This window comes from Flavobacterium piscisymbiosum, from assembly GCF_020905295.1.
GTDB classification, from domain to species: Bacteria; Bacteroidota; Bacteroidia; order Flavobacteriales; family Flavobacteriaceae; genus Flavobacterium; species Flavobacterium piscisymbiosum.
Genome location: NZ_JAJJMM010000001.1, coordinates 5893895 through 5916178, shown reverse-complemented (window position 1 = coordinate 5916178; position 22284 = coordinate 5893895). Strand labels below are relative to the sequence as shown.

General features: G+C 32.2%; 16 protein-coding genes and 1 tRNA gene. 11 read left to right on the top strand and 6 right to left on the bottom strand.

What is annotated here, in order from left to right:
* Positions 1–44: 44 nt before the first annotated feature.
* The 6 genes from LNP81_RS24875 to LNP81_RS24850 form a co-directional block, all read right to left on the bottom strand.
* Positions 45–395 (bottom strand): four helix bundle protein, encoded by a 351-nt coding sequence (locus LNP81_RS24875; protein ID WP_230040043.1) that lies wholly within the window; start codon positions 393–395, stop codon positions 45–47.
* Between the two features lie 129 nt (positions 396–524).
* Positions 525–1706 (bottom strand): thiolase family protein, encoded by a 1182-nt coding sequence (locus LNP81_RS24870; protein WP_026984655.1) that lies wholly within the window; start codon positions 1704–1706, stop codon positions 525–527.
* A 74-nt stretch (positions 1707–1780) separates the two neighbouring features.
* A complete protein-coding gene (locus LNP81_RS24865; RefSeq protein WP_230040041.1) occupies positions 1781–4171 on the bottom strand; it encodes a 3-hydroxyacyl-CoA dehydrogenase/enoyl-CoA hydratase family protein in 2391 nt (796 codons plus the stop codon).
* A 52-nt stretch (positions 4172–4223) separates the two neighbouring features.
* A complete protein-coding gene (locus LNP81_RS24860; RefSeq protein WP_230040039.1) occupies positions 4224–4682 on the bottom strand; it encodes a MarR family winged helix-turn-helix transcriptional regulator in 459 nt (152 codons plus the stop codon).
* Between the two features lie 221 nt (positions 4683–4903).
* Positions 4904–5941: a helix-turn-helix transcriptional regulator gene (locus LNP81_RS24855; RefSeq protein ID WP_230040037.1), complete on the bottom strand. Its 1038-nt coding sequence runs from the start codon at positions 5939–5941 to the stop codon at positions 4904–4906.
* Between the two features lie 243 nt (positions 5942–6184).
* Entirely contained in the window at positions 6185–6799 is a 615-nt protein-coding gene (locus tag LNP81_RS24850; RefSeq protein ID WP_230040035.1) for an HD domain-containing protein, read from the bottom strand.
* A gap of 778 nt (positions 6800–7577) precedes the next feature.
* Between LNP81_RS24850 and LNP81_RS24845 the strand changes: the two genes are divergently transcribed.
* From LNP81_RS24845 to LNP81_RS24795, 11 genes are all read left to right on the top strand, one after another.
* Positions 7578–7694: transfer RNA gene (locus LNP81_RS24845), tRNA-OTHER, on the top strand.
* 240 nt (positions 7695–7934) lie between these two features.
* Positions 7935–10175: a hypothetical protein gene (locus LNP81_RS24840; RefSeq protein ID WP_230040033.1), complete on the top strand. Its 2241-nt coding sequence runs from the start codon at positions 7935–7937 to the stop codon at positions 10173–10175.
* Positions 10176–10681: 506 nt separating this feature from the next.
* Positions 10682–11410: a hypothetical protein gene (locus LNP81_RS24835; protein WP_230040031.1), complete on the top strand. Its 729-nt coding sequence runs from the start codon at positions 10682–10684 to the stop codon at positions 11408–11410.
* A gap of 51 nt (positions 11411–11461) precedes the next feature.
* A complete protein-coding gene (locus LNP81_RS24830) occupies positions 11462–11602 on the top strand; it encodes a hypothetical protein (RefSeq protein ID WP_230040029.1) in 141 nt (46 codons plus the stop codon).
* Positions 11603–11843: 241 nt separating this feature from the next.
* Positions 11844–12860, top strand: a complete 1017-nt coding sequence (locus LNP81_RS24825; RefSeq protein WP_230040026.1) for a T4 RnlA family RNA ligase — start codon at positions 11844–11846, stop codon at positions 12858–12860.
* 70 nt (positions 12861–12930) lie between these two features.
* Positions 12931–14208, top strand: a complete 1278-nt coding sequence (locus LNP81_RS24820) for a class I SAM-dependent methyltransferase (protein ID WP_230040024.1) — start codon at positions 12931–12933, stop codon at positions 14206–14208.
* 4 nt (positions 14209–14212) lie between these two features.
* On the top strand, positions 14213–15397 hold the full coding sequence (locus LNP81_RS24815; RefSeq protein ID WP_230040023.1) for a DNA ligase-like domain-containing protein: 1185 nt from the start codon (positions 14213–14215) through the stop codon (positions 15395–15397).
* Between the two features lie 13 nt (positions 15398–15410).
* The gene (locus LNP81_RS24810; RefSeq protein WP_230040020.1) at positions 15411–16310 is read left to right on the top strand and encodes a phosphatase domain-containing protein; all 900 of its coding nucleotides are present in this window, start codon (positions 15411–15413) and stop codon (positions 16308–16310) included.
* Positions 16311–16533: 223 nt separating this feature from the next.
* Complete coding sequence (locus LNP81_RS24805; protein ID WP_230040018.1) at positions 16534–17031, top strand: hypothetical protein; 498 nt, start codon at positions 16534–16536, stop codon at positions 17029–17031.
* Between the two features lie 282 nt (positions 17032–17313).
* Positions 17314–18111, top strand: a complete 798-nt coding sequence (locus tag LNP81_RS24800; protein WP_230040015.1) for a TatD family hydrolase — start codon at positions 17314–17316, stop codon at positions 18109–18111.
* A 232-nt stretch (positions 18112–18343) separates the two neighbouring features.
* On the top strand, positions 18344–22258 hold the full coding sequence (locus LNP81_RS24795) for a YobI family P-loop NTPase (RefSeq protein ID WP_230040013.1): 3915 nt from the start codon (positions 18344–18346) through the stop codon (positions 22256–22258).
* The last annotated feature ends 26 nt before the right edge of the window (positions 22259–22284 follow it).

The following is a 22284-nucleotide window of genomic DNA, read 5'->3' as shown; positions in this document are numbered from 1 at the left end:
GTTTTTTGTTTAGATAAAAGATGAAAGAATCAAGAAGAAAGATTTTAGCCCAACTTACTTATGAAACCCATAGTCATCTTTTGAAATTCAATTATTTTGTTTTCTATTTCTTCAGTTTTTTCTTTTGATAAATAGTCGTTCTGACATGCTATCAATAATTGTGTCTGTAATTCAAATGAAGATCCTAAACTAATATTCAGATAATGCTGAAAATGTTTATTCTCTCTATTTGAGCCTTCTGCTACATTTGAAGGCATTGAAACGGCGCATCGATTCATTTGGCTAGATAAGCTGTAAGTTTCTGATTTTGGAAAAGTGGAAGTCAATTTATAAATATCATTTGTAATACTCATTGCTAAAATCCAAATTTTCAAATTCTTAAAATTGTGTCTCATGTTTTTTGAACCAAGATAAGAAAAGGAATATAAAAAGTAAGTTTTTTACTACTATTTAAAAATTTTTATTCTTGCCTCATTCTTTCAAAAAAAACATCTTTCCTCTTGCTTCTTTGCTCTTTCCTCTCTTTACAATACCTCGTAAATCCCAGCGCTTCCTTGTCCAGTCCCCACACACATCGAAACAATTCCGTATTTACTACCTCTACGTTTCATCTCGTCGAATAACTGAACAGAAAGTTTAGCGCCAGTACATCCCAGAGGGTGACCTAATGCGATCGCTCCACCGTTTACGTTTACGATATCAGGATTTAAACCTAACTCGCGAATTACAGCCAAAGACTGAGAAGCAAAAGCCTCGTTTAATTCAACCAAGTCAATATCTTTCAATTCTAAACCAGCTTGTTTCAATGCTTTCGGAATTGCTTTTACAGGACCAATACCCATGATTCTTGGCTCAACACCAGAAGAAGCAAAATTTACCAATCTTGCAATTGGCTCAAGGTTTAATTCTTTCACCATATCCTCGCTCATAATCAAAACAAAAGCCGCACCATCACTCATTTGAGAAGAGTTACCAGCAGTTACACTTCCGTCAGCAGCAAAAACCGGTCTTAAACCTGCTAAAGCAGCTACAGAAGTTCCGGCTCTTGGACCTTCGTCTTGTTTTACAACGTATGATTTAGTTTCTTTTTTTCCATTTTCATTAATGAAAGTCTGTTCAACAGTAATCGGAACGATTTGTTTGTCGAATTTACCTTCAGCTTGCGCTTTCAAAGCTTTCATATGAGAGTTGTAAGCAAACTCATCCTGATCTTCTCTAGAGATTTTGTATTGGTTGGCAACCGCTTCAGCAGTTAAACCCATTCCCCAATAGTAATCTTCGTGACCTGCAGCTGCAACTTTATAATCCGGAGTTGGTTTGTAACCTCCCATCGGAATAAAACTCATACTTTCGGCTCCACCTGCGATAATACAATCTGCCATTCCCGATTGGATTTTAGCAGTTGCCATTCCGATAGTTTCAAGTCCGGATGCGCAATAACGGTTAACCGTTACACCAGGAACATCTTCAACTTTTAATCCCATCAAAGAGATCAAACGTCCAACATTTAGCCCTTGTTCTGCTTCCGGCATGGCATTTCCTACCATAACGTCATCGATACGTTTTTTGTCGAAATCAGGCAGTTCATCCATCATAAACTGAATGGTTTCTGCTGCTAATTCATCAGGTCTTTTAAATCTAAAAACCCCTTTTGGTGCTTTTCCTACCGCAGTACGGTAAGCTTTTACTATATATGCTGTTTTCATGTTTTTTTTCTTGTTTAGATGAAAGAAGAAAGAGTCAAGAGAAAAGACTTTATCTTGCTTCTTGTTTCTTGTCTCTAGTTTCTTAATGGTTTTCCTTTAGTTAACATATACTGGATTCTCTCTAAAGTCTTACGCTCTGTACAAAGAGATAAGAAAGCTTCACGTTCGATATCCAATAAATATTGTTCAGATACTAAAGTCGCTTCAGATAAATCACCGCCAGCCATTACGTAAGCCAGTTTGTTAGCGATTTTTTTATCGTGCTCAGAAATGTATTTTCCAGCTTCCATTTGATCTGTTCCAACTAAGAACATTCCTAATGCTTGTTTACCTAAAACCTTTACATCAGTTCTTCTGATAGGTTGAGTATAACCCGCTTCAGCCATTAACAAAGCATGTTTTTTAGCTTCAGCGATCTGACGATCTTTGTTTACTACAATAACATCTTTACCATGTTGAAGAAGTCCAGTGTCGAAAGCTTCATAACCAGAAGTCGAAACTTTTGCCATAGCAATAGTTAAGAAATACTCCTGAAGAACGTTCAATTCCACATCGTTTTTACGGAAAAGGTCAGAAGCTCTTAAAGCCATTTCTTTAGATCCACCACCACCAGGAAGTACACCAACACCAAATTCAACTAATCCCATGTAAGTTTCAGCAGCAGCAACCACTTTATCAGCGTGTAAGCTCATTTCGCATCCACCACCAAAAGTCATTCCGTGAGGAGCCACTACAACCGGAATAGAAGAGTAACGAACGCGCATCATCGTGTCCTGGAACATTTTGATTGCCATATTCAATTCGTCATATTCCTGCTCAACTGCCATCATGAAAATCATTCCGATATTTGCTCCAACAGAGAAATTCGCTGCCTGGTTACCAATAACCAAACCTTGATATTCTTTTTCAGATAAGTCAATTGCTTTATTGATAGCCTGAAGTACATCGCCACCAATAGTATTCATTTTAGACTGGAATTCTAAGTTCAAAATTCCATCTCCTAAATCCTGGATAATTGCACCACTATTGCTCCAAACTTTTTTGCTTTCGCGAATGTTGTTCAGAATAATGAATGAATCTTGTCCCGGAACTTTAGTTTGAGATTTTGTTGGAATGTTATAGAAATAAGTAGCTCCTTCTTTTACAGAGTAGAAACTTTCGCTTTCGGAAGCTAACATTTCGTTAACCCATGCAGCTGGTTCAAGACCTTCTGCTTTCATGATTTCGATTCCGTTTGCAACACCAATAGCGTCCCAAATTTCGAATGGACCATTTTCCCATCCAAAACCGGCTTTCATCGCATCATCAATTTTATATAATTCGTCTGAGATTTCAGGAATTCTGTTTGATACATAAGCAAACATTCCAGAGAAACTCTTACGGTAGAATTCACCCGCTTTGTCTTTTCCTTTTACCAAAACTTTAAAACGATCAATTGGTTTATCAATAGTTTTTGTTAGTTCAAGTGTAGCAAAACTTGCTTTTTTAGCAGCGCGGTATTCTAATGTATCTAGGTCTAAAGAAAGAATATCTTTATCTACTTTTTTATAAAAACCTTGACCTGTTTTACTTCCCAACCATTTATTTTCTATCATTTTGTTGACGAAATCAGGAAGTTTAAACAATTCATGTTGTTCGTCTGTTGGGCAGTTTTCATAAATACCGTTGGCAACGTGTACCAAAGTATCCAAACCAACAACGTCAACGGTACGGAAAGTAGCCGATTTTGGACGACCAATTACCGGACCAGTCAATTTATCCACTTCTTCAATTGTTAATCCCATTTCTTTTACCAAGTGGAACAAACTCTGAATACCGTAAATACCAATTCTGTTTCCAATAAACGCCGGAGTATCTTTAGCAACAACCGAAGTTTTTCCTAAGAATTTAGAACCGTATTCGTTTAAGAAATCCAATACTTCAGTTGAGGTTTTTGGACCAGGAATAATTTCAAATAATTTTAAGTAACGCGCAGGGTTAAAAAAGTGAGTTCCGCAGAAGTGTTGTTGAAAATCTTCGCTTCTACCTTCGCTCATAAAATGAATCGGAATACCAGAAGTGTTTGAAGTAACCAAAGTTCCCGGTTTACGGAATTTCTCGATTTGTTCGAATACCAGTTTTTTAATATCCAAACGTTCCACTACAACTTCAATAATCCAGTCAACATTAGCAATTTTTGCCATATCATCTGTCGTATTTCCAGTCGTGATTCTGTTTGCAAATTTTTGACTGTAAATAGGAGAAGGTTTCGATTTTAATGAATTCGCCAAATGTTCGTTTACCACACGGTTGCGAACGGCTTTACTTTCAAGTGTTAATCCTTTTTTAGCTTCAGCTTCTGTCAATTCACGTGGAATGATGTCAAGAAGTAAAACTTCAACACCAATATTAGCAAAATGACAAGCTATCCCTGAACCCATAATTCCGGATCCAATTACAGCAACTTTTTTAATTGTGCGTTTCATATTTGTAAAATTTGTTTTTTGGGTAGAATTTGAATTTTCTCTTCAAGAGAGATTATTCATTTCCTGTGTTTTCTGTTTGATTAAATATATTTTTGTCCTGAATCAATTCGTTGATGATTTCAGAAACTTCGATAAAATGTTTCAGCTTTTCATCAGAAACATGTTTTCTAATCGTTTCATTAAATTTCAGAACTGTATTTTTAGATAAATCTCTTTTTTCTTTTCCAAATTCCGTCAGGTAGATCAAAACGCCACGGCCATCGGTTGGGTTTTTTTTGCGAACAATCAAACCTTTGTCTTCCATCGATTTTAATGTTCTGGTCAGGCTCGTAGCTTCCATTCCCATTCTTGGGCCTAAAGCTGTAGACGGAGTTCCTTCTTCTTTGTCAATACTCAAAAGTGCAAATCCGGTCGCCATTGTGGCATCGTATTTTGCAGCTTCTTCGTTGTACATTCTTGATACAGCTTGCCATGTAGCTCTCAAAATATAATCTATTGTTTTCTCTTTCATATGTAACTATATCGATTTCAAATATAATCAAAAAATACTATGCATGCATATTAATTTATGATAAATTTTTGGTTAGTAAAAAAATAACTCTGATTTAGAGTGGTTTATGGTTTAATTTTAATTGAAATATACTATTCTTTTTTGAGATTTTAACAAATTTTATGCTGTAAAAATCGTTTTATGGTTTTAAATTAAGATTTAATTCTACATTTTGTAAAAAATCATGCGTTTAATTCAGTCTTATCTTCAGCACTATAGCGTGAAATTGCCTTTTCAAGGATCTTTTTCATACGATTTCGTAGATTCTCAGGTTTAATTACTTCAATTCCATCACCAAAACCTAACAGAATGCGTTCCATTTCGTAATTAGGAGAAATTAACAAATGAACGATAATACTTTTGTCCTCATTTTCTTTAATCAGTCTTTGCGTGTTATGCAAAGGTTTCGTTAGAACATAAGGTGCATTTACAGCATCAATCCAAAGTTCGATTTTTCGTGGCGGCAATCCTGTATTTACCGTAACGCCAATTACATTTTTATAAAAAAGTTCCGCATCAAAATCTTCTTCCAGATAGGGGAGGTTAAAATCATAATCTATCGCTATAATTCTGTCGAGCGCCAAATTGGTAATTGGCTGAGAACCTTTTTTCTTTCCTATTAAAAACCATCTGTTATTAAATTCCTTCAGGATAAAAGGATGAAAATGAAATTTATTTTCCTCTCTCGATTTAAACGATTTATACGTAATCACGAGAACAATCTTCTTAATAATCGCCTGATAGATTTCATCCAAATAATGTAAACCTTTCAATCCTTCGTTTTTATCCAGATAAATAACCGGTTTTGTATGCGATTTCTCCGAGTAGATTTTATCCTCCAGTCGCTGCAGAATATCCGATACATCATTAAACAAAGAAAAATCCTTAAATTGCTTCAACATCGAAACAGTTTCCGTCAAAACATTCATATCCGTTTCCGTAAGCGGAATATCGGTTATCGAAAATTCATCATCTTCATATTTATAATACTTTTTGTCATACACGACAATTGGTGCATTATAACCCAGTTTTTCACTCCGCATTAACTGAATATCCATCTGAATCGTTCGTTTGCTAATCGGGTTCTCCCGACCTTCATATTCAAACAAAGCTTCAGAACAGCATTCTATTAAATCCTCCAGAGTCCATTGCCTGTATTTATTCTGCAGACATTTGTCAATGGTTTTGTACCGTATTAAGGCGTTCTTGTTTTGTGACATAGTTTTAGGGTTTTTGCCACGAAGGCGCTAAGACGCGAAGTTTTTTTAATGCCACAGATTAAAAGATAATAAGGGATAAAAAATCTGCTTTATCTGCTAAATCTGCGAGAGAAAAACTTTGCGCTATTTTATTAAATTTTCTATTCCAATCTTCTCGTTCCTAATATGCTGTTCGTTATCATCGTCTTTGAAGGCAAACCCGACAGGTTTTTAAAACCTGTCTGGTTTAACATAACGTAATATCTACGTCAACAACAAAATTTCTTTTTCAATATTAAGCCTTGCTTTCTCTTCATACAATTTCCTAAATTCCTCAGTCTGAAAAATAAACTCATGCTCCAGAAAATGTTTCAACGCTTTTGCACGTCCGGGTTTATATAGAAAATCAGGATAAATGCGATATTCTTTTCGAATTTGTTCAAAATAGATTTTATAATCGTCCCAATCTCGGGCAAGAATCTTTAAATCAAAATCGATAAGCCAATTAATATCTTCAATTTCATTATGCTGATGTTGTTGCGTAGCACAAATGGCATCAAAAACCAATTGTTTATTTATTGTTGTATTTTCAGATAAAATAGCCAAAGCATATTCGGCACTTTTGAGTTCATTATCTTTTTTAGAACTCTTATAAACATAATCGTGATAAAAAATCGAAAATAGTATTTCATCAGGATTCTGAAGTTTATCAGAATACGTTTCAAAACAGAGAATCATATCATTAATATGTGTCAGATTATGATAATGTCTTGATTTATTGGAATAGGCCTTTTCTAAATCCAGCCAGTTTTTTTGAATGGCATTTGCTGAAAAGCCAATATTCGAAAGTAAATCAGAATAAATTTCCTGTAAATTCATATTGTTTTTTGTTTAAATCTTATTTCAAGGCTTATGGGGTGTAATATTTATAGGTAATTATATTTAGAATTGTAATTAGCTCCATCGGAGCCATATATTTATAGCAATTTATCACAAGAGCATCAAAAGCTCCGGCGGAGCGACACTTCAGCCTTTATGTTTAATCAATAAAATATGTCACCGCGCTGGGGTTCTTGAAAATTATTTTGGAAAATTGCTATAAATATGTCGTCCCTCTGGGACTTTATTGGTTTTTATTAAATCTAAAAAAAATTATAAATGTGCCGTTTCTAATGGGGCTTACGCGATTTTGCTTAATAATATTTAATCAAATATAAAATTCTTTTTTTACTGCGCAAAATAATTGCGTAGTGGTTTTGAAATCTTTGTAATGTCAAAACGAAAGGCCTTGTAGCTTAAAAGGAAAAGCCTATAGAAAAATTACTGACTATAGAGTTTGCGGATATTCCGGTTAGACCCGAGCGGACTAATGGGTAGAATTTACAGAAGCACCGAAATCGTTAGGGAAAGTAGGGAAGCGTATTTAGAGCCGCAATGCCCGAAAGGGAATATGAGTTCGAATCTCATCAAGGTTACAAAAATAAGATTCTTTTTTCCTGCGCAAAATAATTGCGCACTAGTTTAGAAATCTTTGTCAAGAAATAAAAAACAAACGTTCATAGAAATAAAATAATAATAAAACAGGTCAAGTATAAGTTACTTCGAAACACTTTCCAACGTACTACTCATACCATTACCTTTTTATTCAATTTAAAATGAAACAGTAGCTCAGCGGTTAGAGCAGGTAGTTTTGAAATTATCCTGACAGGTCAATCAAAACTTACTTCGTACACTTCTAATGTCCGGGTCGTGGGTTCGAATCCCACCTGTTTCACAATTAATGGTCAATTAAAACTTACTTCAGACAATTGGTAACTTTCGGTTCGAGTCCGAACAAGTTTTAAAATCATCATTAATAAAAAAGGAGGGTCAAGATTAACTTACTTCTCGGGGAAACCCATCAGATAAAACAGTTCATCAATTACACTCCAATTTCAGGTCAAGTGTTTCTTACTTCAAAATCTTTTAGGTAGAAATCAGAAACACCATTATCTAAATTTTAAAAATTAAAAAAATGAAAACACAAGAATTATTAAAAATCAGTTTGCGTCAAAACGCTATTTTCATTCCATCAGAAATGATTGCGAATGATATTAAAAAATTATCAGGATCAACATCGGTTTTCGTGGCCAATGTTTCAAAACTCGGATTTACGTTTTCCGAATCGTTATTATACGCTTTAAATAATGTAAACCCGAATTATAAATTAGAGGTTTTAGAAATCTTAAAAGAAGTTTTAGGAACAGATAAAAATTGGGCACCTTTGGTTAAAGAATGGAATATTCCAACCGGAGAATCTGCCATAGATCACGTTGCAACTTTTTTTGCCAATTTTTTTCAAACAAAAAACGGAACAACTTTACAATGCGGACATATTATCCCAAACAATACTTTTCCTTTAGAAAGATACAATGGATGTCCGTTTTGCGGAACTCCGTTTGAATTTGGAAAAATCGAAAATTACGGACAAGGAAGCAAATTAAAAGTTTTGGATTTATGGTCAGAAAAGGAATTGGAAGATTTCTACAAATCATTATTGCAATCTAAAACCGCTTTAGATGCTACGCAGGCAGATAGTTTAAAAAAGGCGTTGAAATACTTCCCATTACCAAAAGTAGATATCGCAATGAAGGAAACTTTGATGTTGGTAATCGATGTTTTAATTGAAGAAGGTAAAGCCGAAAATGCGTTTCAGTATTTTAAATCGCCAACAGATATCTTAAGATATTTATGGTTCAAGAATACAGGATTGTTGCAAATTATTGAGCCAAAAACCATCATTAAACGAATATCTAAAAACGCAACACATTTTTATAATCCTTTAGATACAAGTGCGCAGGCGAAAGTTGCGTCTCAAAAAGATTTGAAACTTAAATATTCAAGAAAAGAATGTTTAATGGTGGCATCCTGGTTGAATAATCTTGATATGGATGTTGAAACAATGTGCGAAATCATGCACCCAAAAAGAGGAATGTGGGTTCGTTTTATCAGAGCGTTGCGTTTGGCGGAGTACAGCAAAAGAAAAGGATTTGAGAAATTGAATTTTTTAATGGATGTATTCTACAACCAAGTGTACGACGTTTGGCAAAGTAAAGTAAACTCTTCAAGATTAAAATTTGATGCCGATAAAACATTTTCATTATTAAAACAACGTCCAGGATTGTTTGCACGCTCTTTATTTTCGAATATGCTATGGTTTGGTGCAGATGAAACAGTTGCTCATTTCGAAGAAATTATAGATAAAGTTCCTGCCAGATTGGTATTTACTTTGAACATGTATGCTCAAAATTATTTTGATAAAAACATGCAAAGAAGCGTGAAACCTTTAGGTGGAACCAACAAAAGAATTCCGGCAAATGGTTTATTGAATTTGTACAACGAAGAGCAATTAGAGGCGATGAAAAATCAAATTGAAGCGTTGTGTCTTTTGGCGATGAAAAAGCGATTTGCGGCAATCGAAAACCCAAACAAAACGATCTATATCGATCCGCAGTTGTTTAATATGCCAGTTTCGATTGGTGATAGAAGCGAAAATGTTCAGGATTTACCGGTTGCTTTAATGGGAACACGTTTCCCGATAGAAGGTAACGAAGTGCGATTGTTTATGCAATGGGGTGCAGATTTGCCAGCGCAACACCTGGATATGGATTTAAGTTGTCATATTGCTTACGAAGATAAAGCCGATATCTGTTCTTTCAGCCGATTGGAAACTGTTGGTTGTAAACATAGCGGTGATATCAGAAGTATTCCAGCTAAAATTGGAACCGCTGAATATATCAACATCAACATTGACGATTTGGCGAAAGCCAAAGCAAAATTTGTAACTTTTACCTGCAATGCGTTCAGCAACGGAAGTATCACGCCAAATCTTGTTGTGGGTTGGATGAACAGTAAACACCCGATGAAAATCTCTGAGAAAACTGGAGTTGCATACGATCCGTCTTGTGTAGATCACCAGGTTCGTGTAACGCAAAATGTTGCCAAAGGTTTGGTTTTCGGAGTGTTGGATGTAGCCAAAAGAGAAATCATTTGGTTAGAGATGACCTTTGGAGGACAAGTTGTACAAGGTTTGGATTTTAAAGGAGTTCAGGCGTTATTGGCAAAACTAAGCAGCAAATTGAATATTGGTAGCTTGTTACAACTTAAAGCGGAAGCACAAGGTTTAACCATCACCGAAGATCAAAATGCCGATGAGGTTTATGATGCACAATGGGCGATAAATGCTGCGGCAGTTATGCAATTATTAATTGATTAAATTTAAACCACGGATTCTTGAATGAGTTCGTGGTTTTGTCGTTCTGTTTGTCATCCTGACGTATTCTTAGGTGTCACCCTGAGCGAAGTCGAAGGGCGCTCCAATTGAAACGTGGGCTTCGACTCCGCTCAGCCTGACAATACCAAATACGTCATTGGTAGCGAAATCGAAGGATACGCAAGAAACTCGATTCCAATTGTCAACCTTTGTCAAAGTTTTAAACTTTGATAAAGGTCTATCTGAAAAAAAATGTATCTCAATACGAATTGTTTCAACTGCGCAAAATAACTGCGTATTAAAGCAAAATCTTTACATTATCAAAAGATAATTACAAATGAAAAATACTTTTCCGTACCCATATTATATTTATGGTTCTGATGATTCTACAGCAATATGTTGATTCCTGGTTAAAAATGTTTCAAAATTTTGGAGAATTTAAATCTGAGAATGGTTTTTTGACTTGCCATAACGAACGAATTGATATGCTAAACGAAAAATTTTAAATCATGAAAACACCAATTTATCAAATATTTGGATCTGAAAATTCGCTCGATGTCGATTTAGTTTTCTTTGTTGAAAAAATGCCGGAAACAATAGTAGAAAAATTGACTTTATCAAAAGAGTTAAGCAAATCAATTGTTCCGGTTTTTCCTGAAAAAGTAATCAATGCCAATCTTGCTGTTTGTAAAAACGGTCATTTAGTTGAGGTTTATAAAGGAACGACAGATGAGTTAAATAATGCATTGTTTTATACTTACCGGTTTCATGAACAAAAACAGGAAAATCGAATAACAAAGCTTTTGGTGCGGGATATAAATTTGAAATTTCTAAGAAGTACCAGAATGCTTTTATCTTTTATGAGCAAAACTGAATATCGGGTTTTGATAAAAAGTGCTTTGAAAGGAAATCTGGATGAAAAGATTATGGCTTTAGAAACTATAGATTTAAGTAAAATAGCCTCTTTTGGAAAAGGTAGTAAAAAAGAAGATATTTTAAAATCAATGGCTTTTCAAATAGCGCAGACGATTGCACTTCAGAAAGGAAAAGAACTTTATACAAAAAATCAAATTGCAGACTATTTTCCTGATTTGAAAGAATATCTTTTTAGGAATGAAAATGTCAATTTTGATCATTTAAAAAAATGGCTTTCAATATTTGTTGAAGTATTGAAAACAAGAATATTAATAATGAGAAATACGTCTGAATATAAGTATGAAGATGAAAATTATTTTTAAACTTATGCAAGATTTTATCTTCCTATTCCAATCATCATCCAAAGAAATCCAGTGATTAAAATGCTTGCTGTAAGCAATAACGAGCAAATAGTTATTGCCAATGTTACGCCGGTATTATCTGTATTTTTTCTTGTTCTAACCCTGAATGCAACTACAGCAAATAACAATAATGAAAAAGCTAAAATAGGGTAGAAAAACAAATATCGATCAAATAAAAGGTACAAGAGCGTTGACTGATTTGGTTTGTAATACAGAAAAATCGATATACTGTATAGGAAGCCAAGCAGAATATTTATTATGATAATTTTTGACCAGTATACTTTCATTTACATGGAATTTTAATACAAATGCAAATATCAATAAAAATAATATTTTTAACTACGCAAAATAACTGCGCAGTTCCTTTTGAATCTTTGTTTAAAGATAAGAACTAATGAATACAACGCTTTTAAAGGAAATGATTTCAAAAAATTATGTGCGGGTAAACAAACATCCTGAACATGATTTATATATTTATAATTATACCCAAAATGCTCAGTTCGAGAGAATTTGGAATGAGGTAACTTTAGCGTGCAGAGGTTTGATTTTAGATAAAAATGAAAACGTCGTTGCAAGACCTTTTGCTAAGTTTTTCAATTTAGGTGAAATGGAAAATCAAATTCTTCCTGAATCGACTTTTGAGGTTTACGATAAAATGGACGGTTCAATGGGAATTTTATATTGGGTTGATGAAGTTCCTTTTATGGCAAGTCGCGGTTCTTTTTCGAGCATTCAGTCGGATAAGGCGAATGAAATGCTGCACGGAAAATACAGAAATTCATGGCCGCTTTTGGATAAAAATAAAACCTATCTCTTTGAAATTATTTATCCTGAAAACCGAATTGTTTTAGATTACGGCGCATCAGAAGAACTGGTTTTACTGGCCATTATCGATACACAATCCGGAGAGGAATTTCCGCTTGAAGATATTGGTTTTCCTGTAGTTGAAAAATACGACGGAATCAAAGATATTTTGACTTTAAAACAAATGGATATCGCCAATAAAGAAGGTTTTATCATTAAATATGCGAACAACTTTCGGGTAAAAATTAAATTTGATGAATACCTTCGTTTACACCGAATCATCACTCAGGTTTCGAATTTGAATATCTGGGAATATTTGAAAACCAATCAATCAATGGAAGAAATTTTGGAACGTGTTCCGGATGAATTTTTCGATTGGGTAAAACAAACTAAAAGGGATTTAGAAAATAAATATTCGGTAATAGAAGTTCAGTGTAAGGCAGATTTTAAAGTTCTGGAATCACGCAAAGAAACTGCTTTGTATTTCATGACTTGTCAATATCCGGGAGTTTTGTTTGCAATGCTGAATGGTAAAAATTATTCGGAGATTATCTGGAAAATGATTCGCCCTACATTTGAAAAACCGTTTAATAGAGAAGAAGAATAAAATTAAAATTTAACTGCGCAAAATAACCGCGTAGTGGCAAAGCTATATTTGTCAAACAAAAATAGACACAATGATTATAAAACTTAAATCAGAGAATAAATACTTTTTAGATATCCTTTATAAAAATCCAAATACGGATAAAGGTTTATATTTAAAAGAATTAAAAGACGGAATTGTGATTGGAAATGTAATTTCTGCCAATGAATATCATTGTGTTTTTTTAGATGGCAAAAAAAGTTATCTGCCCGAGGAAGGAAATCAAATCGATTTTCAAAGTTACTGCAGTCCTTTATTGGCCTTGAACATGTCGACAGAATTTTTCAATCATTTGTATAAAGAAAACACAAGTTTGGGTGAAACGACAATTTCCTGGTTAGAGAAAAATTACAATGAAGTTGATACAGAAAAATGTACCATAGAAGTAGAAACTTTTTTTATTGATTCAGGTTGGTACAAAAACGGAAACTATCTTTTGTCAAAATACATCGAGGGAATTTCATTGCAGCATAAAATTGGGAATAATTTCGAATTAAAGATTGAAGGTAAAACCGTTAGAGAAGCTTTGCAGAAATTTTCGCTTGTCGCTTTGTTTTCGCACTTTACCAATAGATATGCAGTTTACACGTACATCGATGACTATTTTATTCAGAAGCATATCACGATGTTAACCAATATTTCAGGCATTCCGTATTTTGTGTTTTATCTTTTTATCAAAAGAATCATGCGTTCGCCGGTGCAGTTTGAAAAATTCAAACCACAATTAGAAGCTTATTTTGACAACGAAGTACAGTTTGTTTTTACAGACACGCATCAATCCAGAAAAGAATTTATCTGCAGTAAAATCAATTTTGATGAACCTGTTTTAGATTTTGGCTGTGGCGAATTACAATATTTTAAATTATTGCTTAAAAAAGGATTTACGCAAGAATATTATGCATACGATGAGGTCGATTTTAAGCATGTCGCAGATAAAATCGTCGCAATAGAAAATGCAGATAACTTGCGATGGATAGAAAGTTTAGATGAGATTAAAGGTTTTGAAAATCAGATTATTTTGAGTGAAGTGATTGAGCACAATTCGCTTGAAGAAGCAAAAGCATTGTTAATCTGGATTAGGGACAATACAAACTTTACGCAGCTATTTGTAACAACGCCAGACAAAGATTTTAATGTAAATTATGAACTAACAGAAGAATTCAGGCACGACAATCACGATTTTGAATTGTCAAACTCAGAATTTGTAGCGTTGATCAATGAAATTTTTCCAAATCCTAAAACCTTTTACGGAATAGGAGATTGTGTAAAAGGAGTTTACCCAACAAGTGCCGTAATCATTCAAAAAAAGTAAAAAAATGTTAGACTATAAAGTAAGAAACAGAATCGACTGGTTTTGTACTAATAAAATAAATGATTTTTCGCCAACTATTTCTCCGGCGCTAAAAAGCACGTCTAAAAATGAAATAGAAAGCATTGAAGAAGCTGTAAACTATTATTTAGGCAAAGGCGTAAACGAATTTGTGGTTCAAAAAAAATACATGGGTTCGTACTGCACCATTTACCTGAAAAGAAATCTTGAAGAAACTTATTTTGTTTCCCGAAACGGTTTTAAAATGGATCATATCGATGTAGAAAAAGCCATTGAAAGTCTGAAAGAATTGCATGCTAAGATGGTAATTGCTTTTCCTGATTTTGAAACTATTTTAATTGCTTCGGAATTATTGCCTTGGAAAGTTTTGGGAGCCGGATTGATCGAAAAAGAATTTACAGGATATTACGATGCCTTAAAAACGCATAATGAGTATTTAAAATCTTCAGGATTACTTGAAAAATTAGAAAGTGTAAAAAAATCGGAAGCGTTTACAACGTATCTTTCAGATAAAAAAGCGCTTAGCAGAAAAGAATTTGGCAGCAAACATAAGTCGCATATTGTGCGTCAGTATGAAGCTTTAGGAAGCGTGAAAATTCCGGATTTAGCCAAACAGGAAGAATCATTACATGTGTTTAAAAACCAGATTGAGACTTTTGGGAATGAAGGTGAAATACATTTTAAACCTTTTACAATCCTGAAAATAGTTACAGCTTCCGGTGATGAAACATTGCCAAACAGTAATTTAACGTATGAATTGGTAAACGATGATGCCTTTTTGCATGTAGAATTTACGGTTTCTGGTAAAGAAGAAAAGCTAAAAGAAATCTATTCGTTTTTTGAAAAACTAACGAATGACAATGAAGAAGGCATCATGATTAAACCGGTTCAGAATTATATAAAAAATCTGCCACCTTGTTTTAAAGTGAGAAACAACAATTATCTAACGATGATTTACGGCGTGAATTTTCATCAGGATTTTGATCATTATTTAGAAAAACGAAATGTAAAAAAGAAGATGGAGCAATCGATAAACGGTTGGGAAATCAATCAAAAAATGCTTCAGATTCCGTATAAAGATTTAGATGACGAAAATTACCTGATGCGTTTGTTGCTTTTGAAGCGAATCAATAACGAAGAGATAGAAAAAACATTAGATCCAAGATTATAACAAAGATTATACAATGAAAAAGATACCAACATTAACGATACTTATAGGTTGTCCGGCATCGGGAAAAAGCACTTTTGCAGAGTGGAAGGTGAGAACCGAATCTAAAACGATGAGAATAAGCCGTGATGAAATCAGGTTTTCGCAATTTCAGGAAACTTTGGATCCGGCATATGAAAGCATGATTTCGAAAATTGTAAACGGACAGATTAAAACCTTGCTTTCGAATGGTTGGAATGTGATTCTGGATACTTGCAATGTAAAATCAGATTATATAAAACAGTCGATAAATGATTTTGCCGAAATGGCCAATATTGATTTCAAAGTGTTTGATTTACCATTAGAAGAGCTTTTTATCAGAAATGAAAAGAGAGACCGAAAAGTGCCAAAAAAGGTAATTGAAAACATGTACCATCAATTGCAAAAAACAAAAGAAAAGTTTGATTTTAAACCGATAAAAAAAGTGAATAAAAATCTCGAATACTGCCCTCAAAACTCTGATCTGCCAAAAGCTATAATTTGCGATCTTGACGGAACGCTGGCTTTAATGAACGGAAGAAATCCTTTTGATGCCAGTAAATGTGATGAAGACGAAATCAATAATCCGGTCGCGAATGTGTTGAGAAATTACAAGAAACTGGGATATAATATATTGCTGGTTTCAGGAAGAGAAGATCAATACAAAGAACCAACATTGCGATTCCTGAAAAAACACGAAATCGAATATGACGACCTGATCATGCGTAAAACCAAAGACAGCCGAAAAGATTCGATCGTAAAAACCGAAATCTACAATGAGTTTATCAAAGATAAATACTTTATAGAATTCGTTCTGGACGACAGAAATCAAGTTGTCGACACCTGGAGAAATGATCTTAAATTACCTTGCTTTCAGGTATATTATGGGGATTTTTAACTTGAAGGTGCTGAGGTTCTAAGATGCTAAGGTTCTAAGTTGCTAAGATACTAAGGGAAAAAACTTTGAGGATCTGCTCTTGATAGCTATCGGGATTGCAAGATTAAATCCAGACAAAAAGAACAAAAAAACTTAGCGTCTTAGTGTCTTAGTGTCAAAAAAGAACAGACAAAAAGAACAAAAAACTTAGCGTCTTAGTGCCTTAGTGGCAAAAAAAACAGACATGGAACTAGTAAACAGAGACTTCGAAATACTCACAGATTACATCCTGACCTTTCATTTTAACAAATACCTCAATATCGATCTAATCGAAGACTGGGCAATCGAATTGATCAATTCAGGTTATGAGAGTGAAGCTATTTATAACTTGGCTTGTTTCTATAAACCAATTGATTGCTATGAAGTTCAGCCTTATCTCGAAGCCGTTCTCTCAGAATTGAATCTAACGACAAAAAACAAGGAGGAATCTCAAAAAAGTCATATAAGATATTTTCTAAATAAAGTAGTAAAATATGACGATGTGAGAGGGAACCTGAAAAGAATGCTGCATCTGTATTGCGACTTTGATGTAGACAAAGACATAATCGATTTGTCTGTTCTTGATGACGCTTGGGATGATTTGATAGCAGGCCAGGTCAATTGGTATTATAAAGATGTTAGTCTGGATACTATAGAGCAAGAAGTTATAGTAATGGCCCAAAAATGGCTTTATGAAAATTGATAGAGAAGGTTCAAAGGTTTGTTCTCATTTTATGTCATTTCGACGCAGGAGAAATCTTCGTTGCAAGATCGACATAGAATGGCTTTTGATTGCGGAGCTACTTGCGAGGATTTGCTTCGCCTGTTCGCTATCGCTCGGGTCTCCTACGTCGAAATGACAAACTTTGTGTAAAAAACTTTGTGACTTAGCGCCTTAGTGGCAAAAAAAAACAAATAATAAAAGGTTCCAAAGAGGAAAAAACTTAGCATCTCAGAATCTCAGAACCTCAGAAACTTAAAAAAAATGACATACATAGACATAGGAATTAATTTAACCAATAAACAATTCCAAAACGACATAGACGATGTCGTACAAAACGCTTTAGATGCCGACGTATCGCAAATGATACTAACCGGAACAAGCGTAAGAAACAGCGAAGAATCTTCACGAATAGCAAAAGAATATCCCGGAATATTATACGCTACAGCCGGAATTCACCCGCACGATGCGAAAAGTTTTGATGCGCAGAGTATTTCGAAACTGCGTAATTTATTAAAACAGAAACAGGTAGTTTCGGTAGGCGAGTGCGGACTCGATTTTGATCGTGATTTTTCGCCCAGAAATGTACAGGAAACCTGTTACAAAGTCCAATTAGAATTGGCGATTGAAGTTCAGAAACCTTTGTTTTTGCATGAAAGAGCTGCTTTTACAAAGTTTATGGATATTACCAAAGACTATTTGCCACAATTGCCAAAAGCCGTTGTGCATTGTTTTACCGGAACTTTGCCCGAAGCCAAAACCTATCTCGATAACGGATTTTATCTTGGTTTTACCGGAGCAATATCCGACAGTAAACGTTTTGAGCATTTAAAAGAAGTGATTCAGTACGTGCCGCTGGACCGAATGATGATCGAAACTGATGCGCCATTCATGTTGCCAAAAAACGTACCCAATAATCTCCTGAAAAAATACCACGAACGCCGTTGCGAACCAGCTTTTCTGCCTTTTGTTGCAGCAACTGTTGCGCAGTTTAAAGGAGTTTCGGGGATTATTGTTGCGGAGGAAACTACTAGGAATTCTAAAAGCTTTTTTGGGATTTAGCGTTTCCTAACAGGTTTTAGAAACCTGTTAGGTATTGTATTAGAGATTTTATTTGTTGGCTTTTAAATCAGGTATTTTTACTGGGTTTAAAGGCTTTTTGTTTATTTATATTTGAGGATTAAGCACTAAGTAAGATATTGTGGAAATCCGTAAAATTATCTTTGATTTAATTGGTAGCTTTGGCTTATATAGTTTATAATTTAATACTTTATTAATAATACAATTGGATTACATGATAGAATACATAAAATCAAATATTTTAGTCTTATTAGCAATCATAATAATTATGTTATCTTTTAAGAGAAGCAAGAAGTTTTTAATCGATATGTTTAAAATATTTAAAGAGTTTTTGATTAAGCAATTGCAAGTATTATTTAAAAATATTATTGAATATCTAAGTAAGATTGAAAGTAATCTATATAAAGGTTATTCTACCCCAAATGAATTATTACTTGAAGATTTAACGGCAAATTTACCTAATGATAAAAGAGACGGTCAGATAAAAACTTATCTAGATGCTTTATTTTTTGCAATACATAATAAAAACGTAATTAATATAGCATTGACAGGTGGATTTGGAACAGGAAAGAGTACAATCATTAATGAATTTTGTAAAAGTAATAGAGGTAATGAATATTTACATATTTCACTCGCGAGTTTTAAAGATGATAAATCTGATGAAAAATTAATTGAAACTAGTATAGTTCAGCAAATTCTTTATTATGAGAAAAAAATAAAAATCAAAGAATCTTCGTATAAAAGAATTGATTTTACAAAGCCTTTTCGAAAATTAATTTTTATATGTTTATTGACATTGTGGTTTTACTCATTAATTTTTTTATTTTTTGAAAAAATCAATGATAAACTTATTTTCTTTAAAGAAAGGAACACAGATATTGATTTCATTCGTTTTGTTTTTATTGCAGGTATTTTTTATATTTTCTATAAATCTTATGATATGATAAAAAACATAAAATTTTCAAAATTAACTCCAAGTAGCCTTGAAATTGTTAATGAAAACCCTGATAAAACATTATCTGTTTTTAATAGAAATATTGATGAAATAATTTATTTCTTCGAAAAAACTAATACCAACATTGTCATTATTGAAGATATTGATAGATTTAATGATGATATAGCTATAAAATTATATTCTAAAATTAGAGAACTTTCTATTTTGATTAAGCAGTCAAAAGATGTTATCCAGCCAGTTAAATTTATTTATTCTGTTAAAGATGAATTAATCTTAGAAGATAAAACGAAATTCTTTGATATCATTATTCCAGTCATACCAATTACTGACTATAGTAATTCCAAAAACATGTTTCTTTCAAAATTAGATAGTTTTTTCAACAAAGGAAAGACTGAAGATGAGTCTGGAAAAGAAATTAAAAGTTATTTAGACAAAAATTTCATTTCAGAAGTTTCTAATTATGTATATGATATGCGTACCGTTATCAATATTTGTAATGAATTTAAATTATATAATGAGATTTTAATTATTGATAAACCTATTATTGATAAAAATAAACTCTTTGCAATCATTTTTTATAAAAACATATTTCCTGATGACTTTGCACTAATTCAAAAAAACGAATCGAAATTACATCGAGTCTTTAAAAAAGATTTTAAAAATGACAAAGGTTTAGGAAAAATTATTTCAGATTTTAATGATCAATTAAAAAATGAAAGGGAAGAAAAGGATAAATTAGAGAAGGCATTAAGTGGACAAATTGTGAGAGATATAAATGAATTAAGAAATATTTATATTTTTAATCTGATAATAATGATTAATGAAAAACACAAAGTAAAAATAAAAGATATTGAGGAAACGAAATTAGGTGATTTGAGCACTGATGAAAACTTTAAAAAAATAAAAGAATCTGATAATGTTCAGTTTGGCTATGATTATACAGATAGTTATGCGTCAAAGATCTCTTTTAAAGAGGTTGAAAGTAGAGTAAATATTGAATTATCATATGATCAAAGAGAAAAACTTATTAAAGATTTTCATGAGAATAAAATAGCTTTATTGGAGAGGAAGATTATTCATTTAAATAATGAAAAACAAAATATTAAAAATTTAAGTTTATTTGAATTATGTGAAAATTATAATGAAGGAATTGATCATTTTTTAGAATTAGTTTACTCTTCTAAAATATATAGAAATGTTGATGGTAAAGAATTTATTGAAAATAAAGTACATCCTAATATTAGTTTATTTAAATATCTATTTAAAAATGATTATGTGAATGAAGATTTTATAGAATACGTCTCATACTTTCATCCAGGTTCATTATCTTCTAGTGATCATAAATTAATGATGAAAATAAATCAAAATGAATTAACTTCTTTTAATGAAAAAATTGAGGACGTAGAGAATTTGGTAAAAAGTATAATAGACATTAGATTCAAAAATCAATCAATTTTAATCTATGATATTTTTGAATTTTTATTAAAAGACTGTCAAAATCCTAATTTGAGAAATGAAAAACTTGATTTTGTACTAGATCAAATTCAAAATTACCATAATGAGAGCATTTATTTTATAGAAGGGTTTCTGAGAAAAGTAAGTAATGATAATAATATTCTATCTAGCTTTTATGTTGAAATAACAAAATGGGATAAATTCTGGAATTTAGTAGAGACAAGGTTTTCAGAGGACTTAAAAAGAAAAATTTTGTTTGATCTAATTGAATTGTTTTCTGATGATATTGATGACAGAATTTTATTTAAATTGAATAAAAATAAAGGAATAACTAATTTTATTAATTCGGATAAAGATTTACTTAAAGATATATTTGAAAGAATAAATAGTGATGCTTTTATAAAAACACTGCAGATATTACAAGTTCAGTTTAATTCCATCAGTTATTCAGAAAAAATTAAAGGGTTATTACTTAAGGTTTATGAACATAACTTATATCAAATAACTAAAAAAAATTTATATCTTTTTTCTCATCTTGATGAAAAATATAGTCATGATCCCAAACAATTCTTACATTCAAATCTAGGTTTTTTAAAATCTAAAGAAGAATCAATTTTATACAAAAGAATTAGCAAAAATTTGAATCAATATGTTGAAAATGTTTACCTAAAGATTGAGAGAAATGTCAATGAAAAACCTGAAGAAGTCCTGTATTTATTAGAGCAAAATGATGAAATACTTAGTTTAGAGAATAAATTGCAAATAATTAAAAAAGGATTTGAAGGCAAACTAGGTAGCTATGGTAAAATTCTTTCAAGAGAGATTATTATATCTTTAGTTGATGAGAATAAAATTTTATCTTCTTGGGAAAATATCGTTAAATATTATAATTGGGAAGGACCATCAACTTCAATATTAACAAATTTTTTGAATTTAGAAGAGAATTATTCAAGACTGTCAATAGTTGAACTTTATCAAAAATTAGAAGTTCTTTTTGATGATGAAGAATCCTGTTTTGATTTTATATACTGTCTAATAAATGATAAAAATCTTTTAGATATCTCTTTTGAAACAATTTTTGTAGATTCGGGAGATTTGGTTTTAAAATCTAATAGAATAAGTATAGATTCAAGAATTTTATTTTTAGAAGAAAAAGTTTTTTTTGTACTTGACATAGAGGAATTTGAATCATTATTTGAAAATAATAAAAATGTCCTAGTCAAACTAATTGAAACATATGAAGATGATTTTATTTCAAATTTAAGTACTTACAATTTTGATATTGAATTTTTGGAAAGTTTATTGGAATCAGAGTTAAATATTGAATCTTTAAATACAATTATTATTGAAAGAGAAACTGAGATAATTGAATCTGAGAATATAGAGCTTTTACAAAAAATAGCGGAGTTTTATCTTCAAAATAAATCTTTGAATTTTACCGCGGAAATGTTTGATGAACTAATTACTTCTGATTTAGAAGAAAAATATAAAGTTAGCTTATTTAATTTAGCTGTTTCTGATGAAGATAATGAATACGATATTTCAGATTTATTACAAAAGATGGGAGATAAATTTCTTAATATTATAGAAGAGGAAGGTTTATCTCTTAAAATGACTACTGAAAATGAAGAGTTTCTCAAAGTATTAAAAATGAATGAACTGATTAAAAACTTTAAAAGAGATAATAAAAAAGAAGTTTTTAATATATCTTATGCTTAAAAATTAAATTATATTTTAATTTAACA